Source organism: Roseateles cavernae (genome assembly GCF_040187885.1).
Classification (GTDB): domain Bacteria; phylum Pseudomonadota; class Gammaproteobacteria; order Burkholderiales; family Burkholderiaceae_C; genus Roseateles_E; species Roseateles_E cavernae.
In genome coordinates this window covers 734,042-750,173 of the sequence record NZ_JBDPLH010000002.1, presented here as the reverse complement: position 1 = coordinate 750,173, position 16,132 = coordinate 734,042, and the positions used below count along the sequence as shown (strand labels likewise).

Sequence of the window (16,132 nt, the reverse complement as noted above, 5' to 3'; positions counted from 1 at the left end):
CGGGCACGGGCCGCTGGCTACACTGGAGCGACCATGAGCGATCACGACTACCCCATCAAGAAGACCGAGGCCGAGTGGCGCGAGCAGCTCGACGCCATGCAGTACCAGGTGGCCCGTCAGGCCGGCACCGAGCGCGCCTTCACCGGCAAGTACTGGGACCACTGGGAAGCCGGCAAGTACCAGTGCGTGGGCTGCGGCACGCCGCTGTTCGAGGCCGACACCAAGTTCGATGCCGGCTGCGGCTGGCCCAGCTATTACGCCCCGGTCAATAGCGAGGTGGTGGAGCGCATCGTCGACCGCAGCCACGGCATGGTGCGGGTCGAGGTGCGCTGCAACAACTGCGGCTCGCATCTGGGCCATGTCTTCCCCGACGGCCCCGAGCCGACCGGCGAGCGCTTTTGCATCAACTCGGCCTCGATAGACTTCCGCGCCGAGCCCAAGCCATGAGCATGCTCGAAGAGATCGAACGCCGCCTGCGCGCGGGCCTGCAACCCAGCCTGCTGACCTTGCGCGACGACAGTGCCCAGCATGCCGGCCATGCCGGTGCCCGCGAGGGCGGCCACTACCACGTCAGCATCGTCAGCGAGCGCTTCATCGGCCGCTCGCGGGTGGCCCGCCATCAGCTCGTATATCATTCCTTGGCTGAGTTGATGCAGCAAGGCATCCATGCGCTGGCGATCGACGCCCGCGCACCGGACGAAAGCTGACTCTCCCGCACCCCGCGCCGTCAGGCGCATTTTTCTACCTTTGCTGCCCATGTCCATGAAGAAGTTTGTGCTCGCCGCCACTGTTGCGGCCCTGTCCGCTGCGCTCGTGCCCGTGACGGCCAGTGCGCAAAACGTCGCCACCGTCAATGGCAAGCCGGTGCCCAAGGCCCGCGTCGACCTGCTGATCAACCAGGTCACCAAGAGCGGCCAGCAGCAACGCACGCCCGAGCTGGAAGCCCAGGTCAAGGACGAAGTCGTGCTGCGCGAGATCTTCATCCAGGAGGCCGAGAAGCGCGGCATCCCGGCCAGCGCCGACTACAAGGCGCAGATGGAGCTGGCCCGCCAGAGCATCCTGATCCGCGAACTGTTCGCTGACTTCGGCAAGAAGAACGGCGTCACCGACGCCGAAGCCCAGGCCGAATACGACAAGTTCAAGGCCCAGAACAGCGGCACCGAGTACCGTGCCCGCCACATCCTGGTCGAGAAGGAAGAAGACGCCAAGGCCCTGATCGCCCAGATCAAGGGCGGCGCCAAGTTCGAAGAACTGGCCAGCAAGAACTCCAAGGATCCGGGTTCGGCAGCCAATGGCGGCGACCTCGACTTCGCCAACCCCGGCAGCTATGTGCCCGAGTTCAGCAAGGCGCTGACGGCCTTGAAGAAGGGCGAGATGACGCAGGAGCCGGTCAAGTCGCAGTTCGGCTTCCACATCATCAAGCTGGAAGACACCCGCGAGGCCCAGTTCCCGGCCTTCGACGACGTCAAGCCGCAGATCGTGCAGCGCCTGAGCCAGCAGAAGATCGCCAACTTCCAGCAAGAGCTGAAGACCAAGGCCAAGACCGACTACAAGTTCGCCAACTGAGTTGAGTTGAGCCAGAACCGCGCGACGCCCCCCGGCGAGCGCGGTTTTTTTTCGTCTCAGGAACCGCCCAAGCGCAGCCCATGCCCGCCACCCGTCTTGCCCGCCGCCTGCTGCCCCATCCCGACACCTTGGCCAAGACCCCGGGGCTGAAGTGGCTGGGCCATTACCTGTCGCCGCGGCCCTGGCTGTGGGTCGCACACCGCCGCCGTGTCGCGCTGGGTGTCGGTCTGGGGCTGGCGGTCGGCGTGATCCCGCTGCCGACGCAGATGGTGCTGGCGGCCGTCGTGGCGATCGCCTGCCGCGCCAATGTCGCGGCGGCGATTGCCGCCACCTGGCTGACCAATCCCTTCACGCTGGTGCCGATCTGGAGCCTGGCCATCCTGCTGGGCCGGATGGCCTCGGGGCATGATGGACCGATCGCGACGCCGGCAATGCTGGAGATAGCCTGGACCGCGCCGCTGAGCTGGGGCCCGGCCCTGCTGGGTTGGATCCAGGCGCTGGGCAAGCCGCTGCTGATCGGCCTGCCGCTGGCCGGCCTGCTGCTGGGCGCGCTGGCCTATCTGGCGGTCTATATCGGCTGGTGGGCGGTGATACGCGGCGAGCGGCTGCGGCGGCTGCGCCGCCGTGCTCAGCGGTAGTCGAAGAACACCGTCTCGCCGTCGCCCTGCAGGCGGATGTCCCAGCGGTAATGTCCCGGCGCCGCGTCGGGCAGCGCCAGCAAGCTGGCGCGGCGCGCCTCGGGCACCTGGGCCAGCAGCCCCGAGTCGGCCAGGCCGGCAGCATCGGCCAGGAAGACCGCGCTGAACTGGTGCTTCAGCAGGCCGCGCGCAAACACCGTGATATGGGCCGCCGGCTCGCCATGGCCGACGGCCGGGCTCAGCCGCAGCACGAACTCGCCCTGCTCGCCGGTGGGCACGCGGCGAAAGCCCGGCAGCGGGCCGGCCTCGGCCACGCCCGGGGTCCAGGCCTCGATCCAGCCGTCGTTGACGGGCTCGCCGGCGCCGTCGAGCAGGCGGCCCGCGATCACCACGGCCACAGCCCCCGCCACAGCGCCCGGCTGGGCCGAGGCCTCGACAGCCCAGTGCCAGGCCTCATGCGGGAACGGACCTATGGTTTGCGAGCTGGTCAGCAGGCAATCGTGGTCGGGCATAGCAAGCTCCTGGCGGCTCACAGGCCGAAGGGGGTGGCCGCGCTGCCGCGCAGCACGATGTCGAAGCGATAGCCCAGCATCTCGGCGCCGACCGTGTCCTCCATGCTGAAGCGGGCGATCAGGCGCTCGCGCGCCGCCGCATCGGCAATGCTCTGGAAGATCGGGTCGTGGTCGAACAGCGGGTCGGCGGGGAAGTACATCTGCGTGACCAGGCGCTGTGCCATCACATTGCCGAACAGCGAGAAATGGATATGGGCCGGGCGCCAGGCCTTGTCATGATTGCCCCAGGGATAGGGGCCCGGCTTGATCGTGATGAAGCGGTAGCGGCCCTCCCCGTCCGTCATCAGCTTGCCCAGGCCGAAGAAGTTGGGGTCCAGCGGCGCGGCATGCTGGTCCTTCTTGTGCCAGTAGCGCCCAGCCGAATTGCATTGCCAGACCTCGATCAGCGAGTCACGCACCGGCCGGCCATCCTCGTCCAGCACCCGGCCGCTCACGACGATCTTCTCGCCCAGCGGCGCGGCGGCGCCCTGGCGGGTCAGATCGGCGTCGAGCGGGCCCAGCAGCGCGCGGGCCAGGGTCAGGCCTTGCGTCGTCACGGCCGGCGCCGCGATGCGCAGCGGCGGTTGCACGGGCCCGCGGCTGCGCGTGGACTTGTAGGGCGGGTAGATCAGCGCGGGGTAGACGCCCGCCGGCACCGGCTTGAATTGCATCTGGCTCTCCTGGGAGGTGCTCGTCAGAGCGGCAGGCCGACATAGTTCTCGGCGATCATGCCGCGGCCATGGGCCGATTCGAGCAGATAGCTCAGCTCGGCCTCCTGCAGCCGGGCATCGAAGGCCGGCTGATCGGGGAAGCGGTGCAGCAGCGTGGTCATCCACCAGGAAAAGCGCTCGGCCTTCCAGATCCGCTGCAGGCAGCGCTGCGAGTAGTGATCGACGCCCAGCTCGCTGCCCCGGTAGGAATCGGCCAGCGCCTGCCACAGATAGGCCACATCGGAAGCCGCCAGGTTCAGGCCCTTGGCCCCGGTCGGCGGCACGATATGGGCGGCATCGCCGGCCAGGAACAGGCGGCCGAAGCGCATCGGCTCGGCCACGAAGCTGCGCAGCGGCGCGATGCTCTTCTCCAGCGCCGGCCCGCTCACCAGGCGCGCCGCCTCGGCGGCCGGCAGGCGGCGGCGCAGCTCGTCCCAGAAGGCCTGGTCCGACCATTGCTCGACCCGCGCCTGGCTGTCGCACTGCAGGTAGTAGCGGCTGCGTGTCGCGCTGCGCTGGCTGCACAGCGCGAAGCCACGCTCATGCCGCACATAGATCAGCTCGGGCGAGACCGGCGGCACGTCGGCCAGCACGCCCAGCCAGCCGAAGGGATAGACCTTCTCGTGCGTGCTCAGCAGCGCGGGCGGCACGCTGGCGCGGCAGACACCGTGAAAGCCGTCGCAGCCGGCGATGAAGTCGCAACGCAGCTCGCGGGCCTGGCCGTCCTGGACAAAGCGCACCCAGGGCTGCCGGCCGTCAAAGTCCAGCACCTCGACCTGCTGGGCCTCGTAGACGATCTCCAGCCCCGCGTCGGTGCGCGCGTCCATCAGATCGCGGGTCAGCTCGGTCTGGCCGTAAATCGTCACCTGCTTGCCGGTCAGCGCCTGCAGATCGATGCGCTGCAGCCGGTCGCCGATGCACAGCTCGAAGCCGCCATGCGGCAGACCCTCGCGATGCAGGCGCTGGCCGACCCCGGCCTCGTCCAGCAAGGCCACCGTGCCCGGCTCCAGCACGCCGGCGCGGATGCGCGACAGCACATGGGCGCGGCTGCGCTGTTCGATGATGACGTTGGCGATGCCGGCCTTGGCCAGCAGCTGGCCGAGCAGCAGGCCGGCCGGGCCGGCGCCGATGATGGCGACCTGGGTGCGGATCGCAGCGGGAGGATTCACCATCGGCCAAGCGTAGCCGGCGCCGGCGCGCTTCTCAATGGACACAAACGCTGCAGGCTTGCACTAATCGAACATCAGGCCGTGGCCAGGCGCCCCGCTTCGATGCGCAGCTGGCGCTGGCAGCGCGCCGCAATCGCCGGATCGTGCGTCACCAGCACCAAGGTGGTGCCGGCCTCGCGGTTCATCTCGAACATCAGCGCCATCACCGCCGCGCCGGTCGCGAAGTCCAGGCTGCCGGTCGGCTCATCGGCCAGCAGCACGGCCGGGCGCTGCACAAAGGCCCGCGCCAGCGCCACCCGCTGCTGCTCGCCGCCGGACAGCACGCGCGGATAGTGCCCGAGCCGCTCGCCGAGGCCGACCCGCTGCAGCATCTGCGTGGCCAGCGCCCGGGCCTCGCGCTCGCCGCGCAGCTCCAGCGGCAGCATCACGTTCTCCAGCGCGGTCAGATTGCCCAGCAGCTGAAAGCTCTGGAACACGAAACCGATGTGCAGCGCGCGCTGGGCGGCGCGCTGGTCCTCGTCCAGCACGAACAGATCCTGGCCGGCCAGGCGCACCGTGCCGCTGCTGGGTGTGTCCAGGCCCGCCAGAATGGCCAGCAAGGTGCTCTTGCCCGAGCCCGAGGCGCCGACGATGGCCACCGACTCGCGCGCGGCCAGCGTGAACGAGATGTCATGCAGAATCGTCAGCACGCCGGTCGCGTCCTGCACCTGCTTGCCGACGTGGTCGACCTCAACAATCGCTGCGGAAATCACTTCAGACATAGGATTCGGATCGGGATGAAACGTCGTCAATGGATTCAACACTGTAGCCTGCCGGCTTTGCTGATGACGGTGCCAGGTCTTGCGCAGACCGCGGCCGGCTCAGCGTCACGCCGCATCGTCGTGCTGGGCGACAGCCTGTCGGCCGAGTATGGCATTGCGCGCGGCAGCGGCTGGGTCGCGCTGCTGGAGCAGAAGCTCAAGGACGAGAAACTGGCGGCCCAGGTGGTCAATGCCAGCATCAGCGGCGACACCAGCTCGGGCGGGCGTTCGCGCCTGCCGGCCCTGCTGAGCCAGCACCGACCCACGCACCTGATCATCGAGCTGGGCGGCAATGACGCGTTGCGCGGCCTGCCGCTGACGATGACGCGGGAGAACCTGCAGGCCATGGTGCGCGCCGGCAAGGCCGCCGGCGCCAAGGTGCTGCTGGTCGGCATGCAGGTGCCGCCGAACTACGGCGCCAGCTACGGGCGCGATTTCGCCGCGCTGTTCGAAGCGGTGGCGCGGGCCGAGAAGACCGCGCTGACGCCCTTTTTGCTGGCGGGCGTGGCCGACCGGCCGGATGCCGAGAGCTGGTTCCAGGGCGACCGCATCCACCCGCTGGCCAAGGCCCATCCGCTGATGCTGGGCCAGGTCTGGCGGGCCTTGCGGCCGCTGCTCTGACTCACTGAGCCTGCTCGCCGCGCCGGCCCGGCCCGCCGGTCCATTCGCCGCGCCCGCGCTGCGGGCCGCGCTCCTGCGGCTGCTGCACCTGCGGCGGCCGCGCCGGCTCGGCCTCACGCTGCGGCCGCTCGATGCCGCGCGGCGGAGCCGGGATACCGATCTGGGGCTGCGGCCGGGGCTCGGCGCCGCGTTCCTGGACACGCCCGGGGACGCGCGGCTCGAAGCCAGGCGGCCGACCATGGAACTCGCGGGACGGCAGCGGCTCATCAGAGCGCCCCGCATTCGGATTCGGCGTCGGGCGCGGCGGCGCCACGCCATCGGCCGGCCGGCCGGGTCGGGTCGTCCAGCCCGGTCGCTCGAAGCGCTCGCCGCGCTCGGCCCGGTCGCCCCGATCGGGACGCTCGATGCGTTCAAAGCGCTCGTTGCGATCGATTCGATCGACCCGGTCAATGCGCTCGGGGCGCTCGGGGCGCTCGCGTGGCGGCCGGGGCTCGACGATGGCCTGCGGCGGGCGCACGCGCGGCACCTGCCACTGCGGCAGTTCGCCACGCCCGGGCACCTGGGTCACCGGCCGCAGCGGCCCCATCTGGCCGGGGTTGAAGGGCGAAGGCCGGCCTCGCCCTTGCTCGGGCAGCAGGCTGACGGCGCCGGGCACATCGATATTGCGATGGCGGCGATGCTCGGGGCGTCCCTGCCAGCCCTGGCCGTGCTCGCGGTTGACCCGCTGCCAGTAGCCCGGGCTGTGGCGATAGCCGGGCAGATAGGCCTCGCGCGGCGCCAGCGGATACCAGCCATAGCGCGGCGGCGGCGGCCGGCCGCCGCCGATATGGATGCCAACGCTGACCGCCGGCCCGCCGACCCAGGCCACCAGGGCGGGCGCATAGACCGGCCGCGCCACAAAGGCGCCGGGGGCCCAGCACCAACGCCCGCCGTGATGCACCCAGCGGCCATAGTGGAAGGGCGCGAAGCCCCAGGGCGCGGCATCGATCCAGCTCCAGCCCCAGGCGCGCGTCCAGCCCCAGCGGCCGTAGCGATAAGGCGCCCAGTCGACCGCCACCACGCTGGGCGTCCACAGCGGGCCGTACTCGCTGCTCTGCTCCCAGCGGCCGTGGCGGTCCAGCTCATCGGCGCCGGTCATCTCGGGCGACACATAGCTGTTGGCCAGATGACGGCCCTCGGCCTCGCGCTGCGCCAGCAGCCAGTCGGCGAACTCGTCGCGCTGCAGGCGCTGGCGCTCGGTGCGCGGGCCGTCGGCCCACCAGAATTCGGCCTGCTCGTCGGCCTGCAGCCAGACCGGCGCGGCCTCGCGCGCACGCGAATCGAAGCGCAGGCTGCCCTCCCAGTTCAGCGCACGGCTGCCGCGCTCGAGCTGGTCGATGCGGTACAGGCCCTCGCGCTCGGCGCTGAAACGGCCCTCGCGGGTCAGCAGCAGGTAGTCGTTGACCTCTTCACGGTTGCGCAGCCGCAGCGCCAGCGAGCCCTTGTCGAGCCGGAGCTCGACCCGGCCATCATCAAGCCGGCTGAACTCCAGATCGCTGTCCTCGTCCAGCCACAGACTGGTCGAGCCGACCCGCAGGCTGAGCCGGCCGCCCCCATCGGTGCGCAGGCGGTCGCCCGGGCCTATGGTCTGGTTGCGCTCCAGCTGCACCCATTCCTTGTCTTCGGCATCGAACAGCCAGGCTTCGCCGCTGATCTCGGCCACACGACCGGCCCGCGCCGGCGGGTCCTCGTCGGCCCGGGCAGGGCTCAGCAAGGTGCTCAGCGCCAGGCAGAACAGCAGTGAGTAAAGTCGAGGGAAGCGGGGCAAGGCAGCGGCTTTCATGCTGGTCTCCAGATAGCCGCTGTATAACGCCAAGCGCCCGGGCGGCGCCGACCTGCTTACAAAACTTTGCTTGGCCGCCGGCGCTCAGTCGTCGGCGTTCGGGTCCAGCTCCGGGAACAGCACCGAGGTGTAGCCGAAGCGGCTGAAGTCCTTGATGCGCATCGGATAGAGCACACCCAGCAGATGATCGCACTCATGCTGGACCACGCGGGCGTGGAAGCCCGTGGCCTCACGCTCTATGGGTCGGCCTTCGAGATCGAAGCCGCTGTAGCGCAGCTGGCTGTGGCGCGGCACGACGCCACGCAGGCCCGGCACCGACAGGCAGCCCTCCCAGCCCTCCTCCATGGCATCGGACAGCGGCGTGATGAGCGGGTTGATCAGCACGGTCAAGGGCACCGGCGGCGCATCCGGATAGCGCTCGTTGCGCTCGAAGCCGAAGATCACCAGCTGCAGGTCGACGCCGATCTGCGGCGCGGCCAGTCCGGCGCCGTTGGCGGCCTTCATCGTGTCCAGCATATCGGCCACCAGCTCACGCAGCGCCGGCGTGCCGAACTCGGTGACCGGTTTCGCCACCCGCAGCAGGCGCGGATCGCCCATCTTCAGTAGTTCTCTGACTGCCATCGTTGATCCTGTCGGGCTATCGTTGGGCGGATTCTAAGGAGACAAGACCATGTCCGAGTTTGTGCAGGCTCTGGGCGACGGCATTTACGCCATCGACACCGGCTTTCAGCGCGACCGTTTTGATGCCGCCTATCTGCTGGTCGAGAACGGCCGCGCCGCCTTCATCGACTGCGGCACCAACCACGCGGTGCCGCGCCTGCTGGCCGCGCTGCAGCAGCTGGGCCTGGGGCCCGATGCGGTGGACTGGGTGATACCGACCCATGTGCATCTGGACCATGCCGGCGGCGCCGGCCTGCTGATGCAGTCCTTGCCGACCGCACGTCTGCTGGTGCACCCGCGCGGCGTGCGCCATATGGTCGATCCGAGCGTGCTGTACGAGGGCGCGCTGGCGGTCTATGGCGAGCAGGAGATGCAGCGCTCCTATGGCCGGCTGGTCGGCGTGCCGGCCGAGCGCGTGATGCCCAGCGAGGACGGGATGAGGATCAGCGTCGGCGGGAGCGCACGGGAGCTGCTGCTGCTGGACACCCCCGGCCATGCACGCCACCACCATTGCATCTGGGACGCGAAGAGCCGGGGCTGGTTCACCGGCGACACCTTCGGCCTGTCCTACCGCGAGTTCGACACCTCGCTGGGGCCCTGGATCATGCCGACCAGCACGCCGGTGCAGTTCGATCCCGAGGCGCTGGAAACCTCGGTGGCCCGCCTGCTGAGCTACGCGCCGACGCAGATGTTCCTGACCCACTACAGCCGGGTCGGAGGCCATGCCGACGAGGTGCAGCGGCTCGCCGGCCTGCTGCTGAGCCAGGCCCGGTCCATGGCCGAGACGGCGCGCAGCCTGCGCGGTCACCCGCTGCGCCACGAGGCGCTGAAGGACGCCTTGCTGACGCTCTATCTGCAAGGCCTGGCGGCGCATGGCTGCGCCTTAAGCCCGGCGCGCCAGACCGCGCTGCTGGCCATGGATGTGGAACTCAACGCCCAGGGCCTGGGCGTGTGGCTGGATCGACAAGACTAGGCATCCAGCCCCAGCTCCTGGATCTTGCGCGTGATGGTGTTGCGGCCAATGCCCAGCTTCTGCGCCGCCTCGATGCGGCGGCCGCGCGTCACATCGAGCGCGGTCAGGATCAGGCTGGCCTCGAAGCGCCGGGTCAGCGCGTCCCAGACCTCGGGCTCGCCATTGGCCAGCAGGCGCCGTGCCTCGCGCGCCATCTCGGCCACCCAGGCATCGGGCCCGGTCGCCAGGGCCGGCAGCGGCGCAACGGCCGCCTCACCGAGTGCGGCCGGCACGGCCGTGCCGGCGGGCACTGCGGCGGTCAGCAGCGTGGAGCCTGCCTGCATCAGCTCCTGCGGCAGGTCCTTGGGCTCGACCACCTGGGTCGGTGCCATCACGCTGAGCCAGTGGCAGACGTTTTCCAGCTGGCGCACATTGCCGGGGAAGTCGAAACCGACCAGCCGGGCCAGCGCCGCCTCGGACAGGCGCTTGGGCTCGACACCCAGCTCGGTGGCGCTGCGCTGCAGGAAATAGCGCGCCAGCACCGGGATGTCCTCGCGGCGCTCGCGCAGCGCCGGCAGGCGCAGGCGGATCACATTGAGGCGGTGGAACAGATCCTCGCGGAAGGCGCCCTGCCGCACCCGGTCTTCCAGGTTCTGGTGGGTGGCGGCGATCACGCGCACATTGCTGCGCAGCGGGCTGTGGCCGCCGACGCGGTAGAACTGGCCGTCGGACAGCACGCGCAGCAAGCGGGTCTGCAGATCCAGCGGCATGTCGCCGATCTCGTCGAGGAACAAGGTGCCGCCGTCGGCCTGCTCGAAACGGCCGCGCCGGGTGGCCTGCGCGCCGGTGAAGGCGCCCCGCTCATGGCCGAACAGCTCGCTCTCCAGCAGGTCCTTCGGGATCGCCGCCGTGTTGATCGCGACAAACGGGCCCTCGGCCCGCGGGCTGTGCTTGTGCAGCGCGCGGGCGACCAGTTCCTTGCCCGAACCGGACTCGCCGGTGATCAGCACCGTCACATGGCTCTGGCTCAGGCGGCCGATGGCGCGGAACACATCCTGCATCGCCGGCGCCTGGCCCAGCATCTCGGGCACTTGCGCTGCGGCCTCCTCGGCCACCGCCTCGCGCAGGCTCTCCTCCTGGGCGCGGCGGATCAACTCGACCGCGCGCGACAGATCGAAGGGCTTGGGCAGGTACTCGAAGGCGCCGCCCTGGAAGGCCGAAACCGCGCTGTCCAGATCGGAGTAGGCCGTCATGATGATGACCGGCAGACCGGGCAGCTTGGCCTTGACCTTGGCCAGCAGATCCAGGCCCGAACCGCCGGGCATGCGGATGTCGGAGACCAGCACCTGCGGGCTGTCCTCATCGAGCGCCGCGAGCAGATCGCGGGCATTGCTGAAGCTGCGCACCGGCAGGCCCTCGCGGCTCAGCGCTTTTTCCAGCACGAAACGGATGGAATGGTCGTCGTCAACAATCCAGATGGATTTCATCTAAGGCTCCCCTTTGTCCCGAGCTGGTATTCAGGGCAAAGGCAGGGTCAATCGAAAATCTGTCCGGCCCGGTTCGCTGTCGCAGTCAATCATCCCCTGATGCTGCTGAGCGATGGTTTGTGACAGCGTCAGCCCCAAGCCCGTGCCTCCGTCCCGCCCTGAGACCAGGGGGTAGAAGATGCGATCTCGGATCTCCGCCGGCACACCAGGGCCGTTGTCCTGCACATGCAATTCCAATGCCAAGCGCCAGCGTTGCTTACCAATCGTCACCTGTCGCGCCACCCGGGTCTGCAGATTGATCACGGCCGTGCCCTCGGCGATGCGGGCATGGCAGGCCTGCGCGGCGTTCTGCACGATGTTCAGCACCGCCTGAATCAGCTGCTCGCGGTCGCCGCGGAAATCGGGCAGCGAGGTGTCGTAGTCGCGCCGCACCTCCAACCCGCGCGGGTACTCGGCCAGTATCACCGAGCGCACCCGCTCGCAGACCTCGTGGATATTGACATCGACCACCACCTGGGCACGCCGGTGCGGCGCCAGCAGGCGGTCGACCAGGGCCTGCAGCCGGTCGGCCTCATGGACGATGACCTGGGTGTACTCGTTGAGCTCGGGGCCGAGGTCGGTGGGCTGCAGCTCCAGCGCCAGCAGCTGGGCCGCACCGCGGATGCCGCCCAGCGGGTTCTTGATCTCGTGGGCCAGATTGCGTATGAGCTCCTTGGTGGCCTGCACCTGGTCGAGCGTGCGCTCCTCGCGGTCCTGGCGGGCCTGCTGGGCGTTCTCGATCAGCTCGACCAGCACCCGCTCCGGGCTGTCGGTCTGGCTGACGATCACATGCACCGGCAGCAGATCCTCATGCGGGCGCGGGCCGCGCCGCAGCAAGGCATCGAAGCGGCTGCTGGAGAAGGCGTTCAGCGCCACCGCCTCGACCGTCTCGCTGAGCCGGGTGGCATCGGCAAACCAGTCGAACAGATTGACGCCCTGCACCGTGCGGCGCGAGAGCCGCATCACGGTCTCGAAAGCGGTGTTGGCGAACAGGCATTCGCCGTCGGGTCGCACCACGGCCACCATGGTGGCCAGCATGTCGAAGGCCTCGAAGCCCGAGGCGGGGCGGGATGAGTGCTGAGTCATGGTCCTGTGGCTCGTGCGGCCAGACCAGCGAACTCAAGGCAGCTTGCTGATCTCGCGCTTGAGCGCCTGTATATCGTTTTCCTGCCGGGTGATGCTGGTCTTGAGCTCGGCCACCCGGTCCAGATACTTCTGGAAATTGCGTTCGTCGCCGCGCCGCTCGGGCTGGCCGCCCTGGTACTCGCGCTGCAAGGCCGCGAGCCGCTCCTCGCTCTCGCGCAGCTCGGTTTCAAGCACCTTGCGGCGCTCGCCGTCGCGGCTGCGCTGCTGGGCGGGGTCAACGCGCCCATCACCGCTCCTCGCCGCAGCGCTGGCCGCGCCGTTGGTTGCCGGTGCTGCCGCGCGCGGCCGCTGGCCCTGCAAGACCGTGATCGGCGTGCCCTCGATCGAGCGGCAGCCCTTGTCCTGCGCTTCCTTGGGGGTCAGCGCGTCGGTGTAGAGCACCGGCGGGCCGGGACAGCGGTAGACCACGGACTGGGCCTCGGCGGCAGCGCCGCAGGTCAGACCGATGAGCAGCAAGGCGGGGCGATAGAGCATGGCGCGATTGTGGCTCATGCCGGGCGCGGGTTTCACAAAGCACAAGGGACGGCCACGGCCGTCCCTTGTTCGCTGACCCGGGCAGCGTCGCGTGGGGTGCACGCTCGCCGCCCATGGACATCACAGCGAGTAGTACATGTCGTACTCGACCGGGTGCGTGGCCATGCGGAAGCGGGTCACTTCCTGCATCTTCAGGTCGATATAGGCATCGATGAAGGAGTCGGTGAACACGCCGCCCTTGGTCAGGAAGGCACGGTCCTTGTCCAGATACTCGAGCGCCTGATCCAGGCTGTGGCAGACGGTCGGGATCTTCGCGTCTTCTTCCGGCGGCAGATGGTAGAGATCCTTGGTGGCGGCTTCGCCCGGGTGGATCTTGTTCTCGACGCCGTCCAGGCCGGCCATCATCAGTGCGGCAAAGCACAGATAGGGGTTGGCAGAAGGATCGGGGAAGCGCGCCTCGATGCGGCGGCCCTTGGGGTTCGCGACATAGGGGATGCGGATCGAGGCCGAGCGGTTCTTGGCCGAGTAAGCCAGCTTGACCGGGGCTTCGAAGCCGGGGACCAGACGCTTGTAGCTGTTGGTGCCGGGGTTCGTGATCGCGTTCAGCGCGCGGGCATGCTTGATGATGCCGCCGATATAGAACAGCGCGAACTCGCTCAGGCCTGCGTAGCCGTCGCCGGCGAACAGGTTCTTGCCGTCCTTCCAGATCGACTGGTGCACATGCATGCCGGAGCCGTTGTCGCCAACGATGGGCTTGGGCATGAAGGTCGCGGTCTTGCCATAGGCATGGGCGACATTGGTGATCACGTACTTCTGCAGCTGCAGCCAGTCGGCGCGCTTGGTCAGCGTGCTGAAGCGGGTGCCGATTTCCATCTGGCCGGCGTTGGCCACTTCATGGTGATGCACCTCGACCGGGATGCCCAGCTGCTCGAGGATCAGGCACATTTCCGAGCGCATGTCCTGGCCGGCGTCGACCGGGGGCACCGGGAAATAGCCGCCCTTGACGGTGGGACGGTAGCCGGTGTTGCCGTGCTCGTATTCCTTGCCGGTGTTCCAGGCGGCCTCTTCGGATTCGATCTTGTAGAAGCAGCCGGACATGTCATTGCCCCAGCGGATCGAGTCGAAGATGAAGAACTCGGGCTCGGGACCGAAGTAGGCGGTGTCGCCCAGGCCGGAAGACTTCAGATAGGCTTCGGCGCGCTTGGCCAGCGAACGCGGGTCGCGCTCATAGGCCTTGCCGTCGGCCGGGTCGACCACGTCGCAGGACAGGATCAGCGTCGGCTCTTCGAAGAAGGGATCGATATTGGCGGTGTCCGGATCGGGCATCAGCAGCATGTCGGAGGCTTCGATGCCCTTCCAGCCGGCGATCGACGAACCGTCGAAGGCATGACCGGAGACAAACTTGTCCTCATCGAAATGCGACACAGGCACAGACACATGCTGCTCTTTGCCACGGGTGTCGGTGAAGCGGAAGTCAACGAACTTGACTTCGTTGTCCTTCACCATCTGGATCACATCGGCGACGGTCTTGGCCATCAATCACTCCTAGCTAGCGGAAAGCTTTGTACAGGTGGTACGGGTATCGAACGAATTCGGCGAGCGCCTCGGCGCGTGCGTTTCTAACTAAGCAGGTTGCGTGCCAAGTCGGTGAGCGGCGAGCGCCAGCTCGGTGCATCACCGAGTGGCCGGGGCATTATCGGCCGACCTCCCACTGACGCCCTTGAGCGCGCACCGCCGGTCGGGCGACAAGCGCGCAACAAGCACCAAAACAGAGCAAGCCGGCGCCGACTATCGCACCATTTCAGTGCTTATAACAGCACCAAATTGGATCAGGCCCTGCTTCAGCGCGGCATAGGCCTGCACCAGCCGCTCGGGCTCCTGCTCCGGGCCGGCCTTGACGCCCAGCTCGATATGCCGACCCCATTGCGGATGGTCGACGCTGGGCAGGCTGAAGACCTTGATGCCGGCAAAGTCGGCCTCGATCTGCTCCATCAGCGGGGTCAGCGCCGCCTCCATCGCGCCCTGCACGATCAGCGAGCGTTCGCTGATGCCGCTGGCGCGGTGCAGATCGGCATGGCGTTGATCCAGCACCCATTCCATCATCGGGTGGGCCATCACCGGGAAGCCGGGCACAAAGTAGACCGTGCCGACATAGAAGCCCGGAATCTTGTTGAAGGGATTGGGGATGATGGCAGCCCCCGCCGGGAACACGCCCATCTGGAAGCGGCGCAGGCTGTCGGGGTGCTCGGGGTCGGCGCTCACGCCCTGCTCGGCCGCCATCTCGCTGATGCGCTGCCAGATCAGTTCCCTGGCCTCGGGGTGCAGGACCAGTTCGCGACCCAGCGCCGCAGCGGCGGCCTGGCGGCTGTGGTCATCGGGCGTGGCGCCGATGCCGCCGCAGGAGAGCACCAGATCGCCGCTGGCGAAGGCGCGGGCCAGGCTGGCCGTCAGGCGCTCGCGGTCGTCGCCGACATACTCGGCCCAGGACAGCGAGAGGCCGCGTGCGGCCAGGATCTCGATGAACTTGGCCAGGTGCTTGTCCTGGCGCTTGCCGGACAGGATTTCGTCACCAACGATGATCAGACCGATATTCATAGTGCGGGCGGCAGCAGGGTGGGCGGGGATGGCAATTCTTCCAGCACGGGCGGCGCTTCGGGGACGACGCCCACGCGGGCCCGCAGCTCGGCCAGCGCATGGAGCGCGTAATGGGCGAACCACAGCGTCGAGAACGCGAAGATCAGGGTGTAGAGCCAGACCGTCAGCAGCACCAGAAACGGCGCCAGCACCACGGCCATCATGCTGACCGCCCAGATCAGCGAGGGCGCGGCGCCCAGATAGCCGCTGATCACGCCCATGGCCAGCAGCGGCAGGCGGTGCTCGCGCATCAGCTGCTTGCGCTCCTCGGCCGAGGCATGCTCGGCCAGCACATCGAAGGCGAACACGCGGTAGGTCAGCCAGCCCCAGATCAGCGGTGGCAGCACCAGCACCAGCGGCGGGATCAGCCAGAACGGCATGCTCAGGAACAGCACCAGCAGCGCGCCGGCCGAGCACAGCAGCGACCACAGCAGGCCCTGCCACCAGGCCGAGCCGCGCTTGCGCTCAAGCAGCGGGAAGCGCCGCTCGGCCACCAGGGTGACGATGGACGGCGTCATCAACAGCGCCACCAGCAGCAGGCTGAAGATCAGCACCACCGGCACCGCCATCACGATCACCAGGAGCGGTGCGACCACGCTGCGAAAGCCCTCGCCCCCCATGCTGTCCAGCCAGCGCAGCAGGCTCTCGATCAGCAGCCAGGATTCCAGCGTGCCGCGCACGCCGGCCACCGCCGCCTCCCAGAAGAAATAGGCCAGGCCCACGGTGGTGCCGGCCGCGATCAGCAGCGGCAGCAGCGACAGCGCGATCACGCGCGGATGCAGGCAATAGGCGGCGGCGCGCCAGAAGGCATCACCGAGGCGGCCCATCGTGTTGACCATCGTCATCCCTCTTCTGTTGGCAAC

18 protein-coding genes are annotated in these 16,132 nt (G+C 68.5%); 6 read left to right on the top strand and 12 right to left on the bottom strand.

The genetic code is table 11. The features are described from left to right. Window positions 1–33 precede the first annotated feature (33 nt). The 4 genes from msrB (at window position 34) to ABGI63_RS10395 (ending at window position 2,204) form a co-directional block, all read left to right on the top strand. On the top strand, window positions 34–447 hold the full coding sequence (gene msrB / locus ABGI63_RS10410; RefSeq protein ID WP_349742348.1) for a peptide-methionine (R)-S-oxide reductase MsrB: 414 nt from the start codon (window positions 34–36) through the stop codon (window positions 445–447). Beyond that, window positions 444–707 (top strand): BolA family protein, encoded by a 264-nt coding sequence (locus ABGI63_RS10405; protein WP_349742347.1) that lies wholly within the window; start codon window positions 444–446, stop codon window positions 705–707. Before msrB ends, ABGI63_RS10405 begins: the two co-directional genes overlap by 4 nt. A 55-nt stretch (window positions 708–762) precedes the next feature. Beyond that, window positions 763–1,566 carry a peptidylprolyl isomerase gene (locus tag ABGI63_RS10400; RefSeq protein ID WP_349742400.1) on the top strand — a complete coding sequence of 268 codons (804 nt, stop codon included), beginning with the start codon at window positions 763–765 and terminating at the stop codon, window positions 1,564–1,566. A gap of 80 nt (window positions 1,567–1,646) precedes the next feature. Further along, a complete protein-coding gene (locus tag ABGI63_RS10395; RefSeq protein ID WP_349742346.1) occupies window positions 1,647–2,204 on the top strand; it encodes a DUF2062 domain-containing protein in 558 nt (185 codons plus the stop codon). Here the strand turns inward: ABGI63_RS10395 and ABGI63_RS10390 are convergent. From ABGI63_RS10390 to ABGI63_RS10375, 4 genes are all read right to left on the bottom strand, one after another. After that, window positions 2,195–2,716: a peptidase associated/transthyretin-like domain-containing protein gene (locus ABGI63_RS10390; protein WP_349742345.1), complete on the bottom strand. Its 522-nt coding sequence runs from the start codon at window positions 2,714–2,716 to the stop codon at window positions 2,195–2,197. The genes ABGI63_RS10395 and ABGI63_RS10390 overlap by 10 nt on opposite strands. A gap of 17 nt (window positions 2,717–2,733) precedes the next feature. Then, window positions 2,734–3,426, bottom strand: a complete 693-nt coding sequence (gene pcaH, locus ABGI63_RS10385) for a protocatechuate 3,4-dioxygenase subunit beta (RefSeq protein WP_349742344.1) — start codon at window positions 3,424–3,426, stop codon at window positions 2,734–2,736. A gap of 23 nt (window positions 3,427–3,449) precedes the next feature. Continuing rightward, a complete protein-coding gene (gene pobA / locus ABGI63_RS10380; protein WP_349742399.1) occupies window positions 3,450–4,616 on the bottom strand; it encodes a 4-hydroxybenzoate 3-monooxygenase in 1,167 nt (388 codons plus the stop codon). Window positions 4,617–4,708: 92 nt separating this feature from the next. Further along, complete coding sequence (locus tag ABGI63_RS10375; protein ID WP_349742343.1) at window positions 4,709–5,395, bottom strand: ABC transporter ATP-binding protein; 687 nt, start codon at window positions 5,393–5,395, stop codon at window positions 4,709–4,711. Between the two features lie 15 nt (window positions 5,396–5,410). Here ABGI63_RS10375 and ABGI63_RS10370 point away from each other — a divergent pair, with 15 nt between their 5' ends. Further along, the gene (locus ABGI63_RS10370) at window positions 5,411–6,055 is read left to right on the top strand and encodes an arylesterase (RefSeq protein WP_432767394.1); all 645 of its coding nucleotides are present in this window, start codon (window positions 5,411–5,413) and stop codon (window positions 6,053–6,055) included. A 1-nt stretch (window position 6,056) separates the two neighbouring features. On the opposite strand, the gene ABGI63_RS10365 is transcribed toward ABGI63_RS10370, so the two are convergent. Both ABGI63_RS10365 and def read right to left on the bottom strand, forming a co-directional pair. After that, window positions 6,057–7,877 carry a DUF6600 domain-containing protein gene (locus ABGI63_RS10365; RefSeq protein ID WP_349742342.1) on the bottom strand — a complete coding sequence of 607 codons (1,821 nt, stop codon included), beginning with the start codon at window positions 7,875–7,877 and terminating at the stop codon, window positions 6,057–6,059. 84 nt (window positions 7,878–7,961) lie between these two features. Then, entirely contained in the window at window positions 7,962–8,498 is a 537-nt protein-coding gene (gene def / locus ABGI63_RS10360; protein WP_137944571.1) for a peptide deformylase, read from the bottom strand. Window positions 8,499–8,547: 49 nt separating this feature from the next. Here def and ABGI63_RS10355 point away from each other — a divergent pair, with 49 nt between their 5' ends. After that, a complete protein-coding gene (locus tag ABGI63_RS10355) occupies window positions 8,548–9,510 on the top strand; it encodes an MBL fold metallo-hydrolase (RefSeq protein ID WP_349742341.1) in 963 nt (320 codons plus the stop codon). Here ABGI63_RS10355 and ntrC read toward each other — a convergent pair. The 6 genes from ntrC to ABGI63_RS10325 form a co-directional block, all read right to left on the bottom strand. After that, on the bottom strand, window positions 9,507–10,976 hold the full coding sequence (gene ntrC / locus ABGI63_RS10350) for a nitrogen regulation protein NR(I) (protein ID WP_349742340.1): 1,470 nt from the start codon (window positions 10,974–10,976) through the stop codon (window positions 9,507–9,509). The two genes, ABGI63_RS10355 and ntrC, sit on opposite strands and share 4 nt — an antisense overlap. 30 nt (window positions 10,977–11,006) lie before the next feature. Beyond that, complete coding sequence (gene glnL / locus ABGI63_RS10345) at window positions 11,007–12,101, bottom strand: nitrogen regulation protein NR(II) (protein WP_137944567.1); 1,095 nt, start codon at window positions 12,099–12,101, stop codon at window positions 11,007–11,009. Window positions 12,102–12,134: 33 nt separating this feature from the next. Continuing rightward, window positions 12,135–12,635, bottom strand: a complete 501-nt coding sequence (locus tag ABGI63_RS10340) for a hypothetical protein (protein WP_349742339.1) — start codon at window positions 12,633–12,635, stop codon at window positions 12,135–12,137. A 120-nt stretch (window positions 12,636–12,755) separates the two neighbouring features. After that, complete coding sequence (gene glnA, locus ABGI63_RS10335) at window positions 12,756–14,171, bottom strand: type I glutamate--ammonia ligase (protein WP_137944565.1); 1,416 nt, start codon at window positions 14,169–14,171, stop codon at window positions 12,756–12,758. 252 nt (window positions 14,172–14,423) lie between these two features. Continuing rightward, window positions 14,424–15,230, bottom strand: a complete 807-nt coding sequence (locus tag ABGI63_RS10330; protein ID WP_349742338.1) for a competence/damage-inducible protein A — start codon at window positions 15,228–15,230, stop codon at window positions 14,424–14,426. Beyond that, on the bottom strand, window positions 15,227–16,108 hold the full coding sequence (locus ABGI63_RS10325; protein WP_349742337.1) for an EI24 domain-containing protein: 882 nt from the start codon (window positions 16,106–16,108) through the stop codon (window positions 15,227–15,229). The genes ABGI63_RS10330 and ABGI63_RS10325 overlap by 4 nt, the downstream gene beginning before the upstream one ends. Between the last annotated feature and the right edge of the window lie 24 nt (window positions 16,109–16,132).

Excerpts from the sequence above, each read along its gene's own strand:
- msrB (WP_349742348.1), top strand. The coding sequence starts at position 34 with ATGAGCGATCACGACTACCCCATCAAGAAGACCGAGGCCGAGTGGCGC.
- ABGI63_RS10365 (WP_349742342.1), bottom strand. The coding sequence starts at position 7,877 with ATGAAAGCCGCTGCCTTGCCCCGCTTCCCTCGACTTTACTCACTGCTG.
- ABGI63_RS10400 (WP_349742400.1), top strand. The coding sequence starts at position 763 with ATGAAGAAGTTTGTGCTCGCCGCCACTGTTGCGGCCCTGTCCGCTGCG.
- ABGI63_RS10375 (WP_349742343.1), bottom strand. The coding sequence starts at position 5,395 with ATGTCTGAAGTGATTTCCGCAGCGATTGTTGAGGTCGACCACGTCGGC.
- ABGI63_RS10390 (WP_349742345.1), bottom strand. The coding sequence starts at position 2,716 with ATGCCCGACCACGATTGCCTGCTGACCAGCTCGCAAACCATAGGTCCG.
- def (WP_137944571.1), bottom strand. The coding sequence starts at position 8,498 with ATGGCAGTCAGAGAACTACTGAAGATGGGCGATCCGCGCCTGCTGCGG.
- ntrC (WP_349742340.1), bottom strand. The coding sequence starts at position 10,976 with ATGAAATCCATCTGGATTGTTGACGACGACCATTCCATCCGTTTCGTG.
- pcaH (WP_349742344.1), bottom strand. The coding sequence starts at position 3,426 with ATGCAATTCAAGCCGGTGCCGGCGGGCGTCTACCCCGCGCTGATCTAC.
- ABGI63_RS10340 (WP_349742339.1), bottom strand. The coding sequence starts at position 12,635 with ATGCTCTATCGCCCCGCCTTGCTGCTCATCGGTCTGACCTGCGGCGCT.
- ABGI63_RS10325 (WP_349742337.1), bottom strand. The coding sequence starts at position 16,108 with ATGGTCAACACGATGGGCCGCCTCGGTGATGCCTTCTGGCGCGCCGCC.
- glnL (WP_137944567.1), bottom strand. The coding sequence starts at position 12,101 with ATGACTCAGCACTCATCCCGCCCCGCCTCGGGCTTCGAGGCCTTCGAC.
- ABGI63_RS10370 (WP_432767394.1), top strand. The coding sequence starts at position 5,411 with ATGAAACGTCGTCAATGGATTCAACACTGTAGCCTGCCGGCTTTGCTG.
- ABGI63_RS10355 (WP_349742341.1), top strand. The coding sequence starts at position 8,548 with ATGTCCGAGTTTGTGCAGGCTCTGGGCGACGGCATTTACGCCATCGAC.
- glnA (WP_137944565.1), bottom strand. The coding sequence starts at position 14,171 with ATGGCCAAGACCGTCGCCGATGTGATCCAGATGGTGAAGGACAACGAA.
- ABGI63_RS10330 (WP_349742338.1), bottom strand. The coding sequence starts at position 15,230 with ATGAATATCGGTCTGATCATCGTTGGTGACGAAATCCTGTCCGGCAAG.
- ABGI63_RS10395 (WP_349742346.1), top strand. The coding sequence starts at position 1,647 with ATGCCCGCCACCCGTCTTGCCCGCCGCCTGCTGCCCCATCCCGACACC.
- ABGI63_RS10405 (WP_349742347.1), top strand. The coding sequence starts at position 444 with ATGAGCATGCTCGAAGAGATCGAACGCCGCCTGCGCGCGGGCCTGCAA.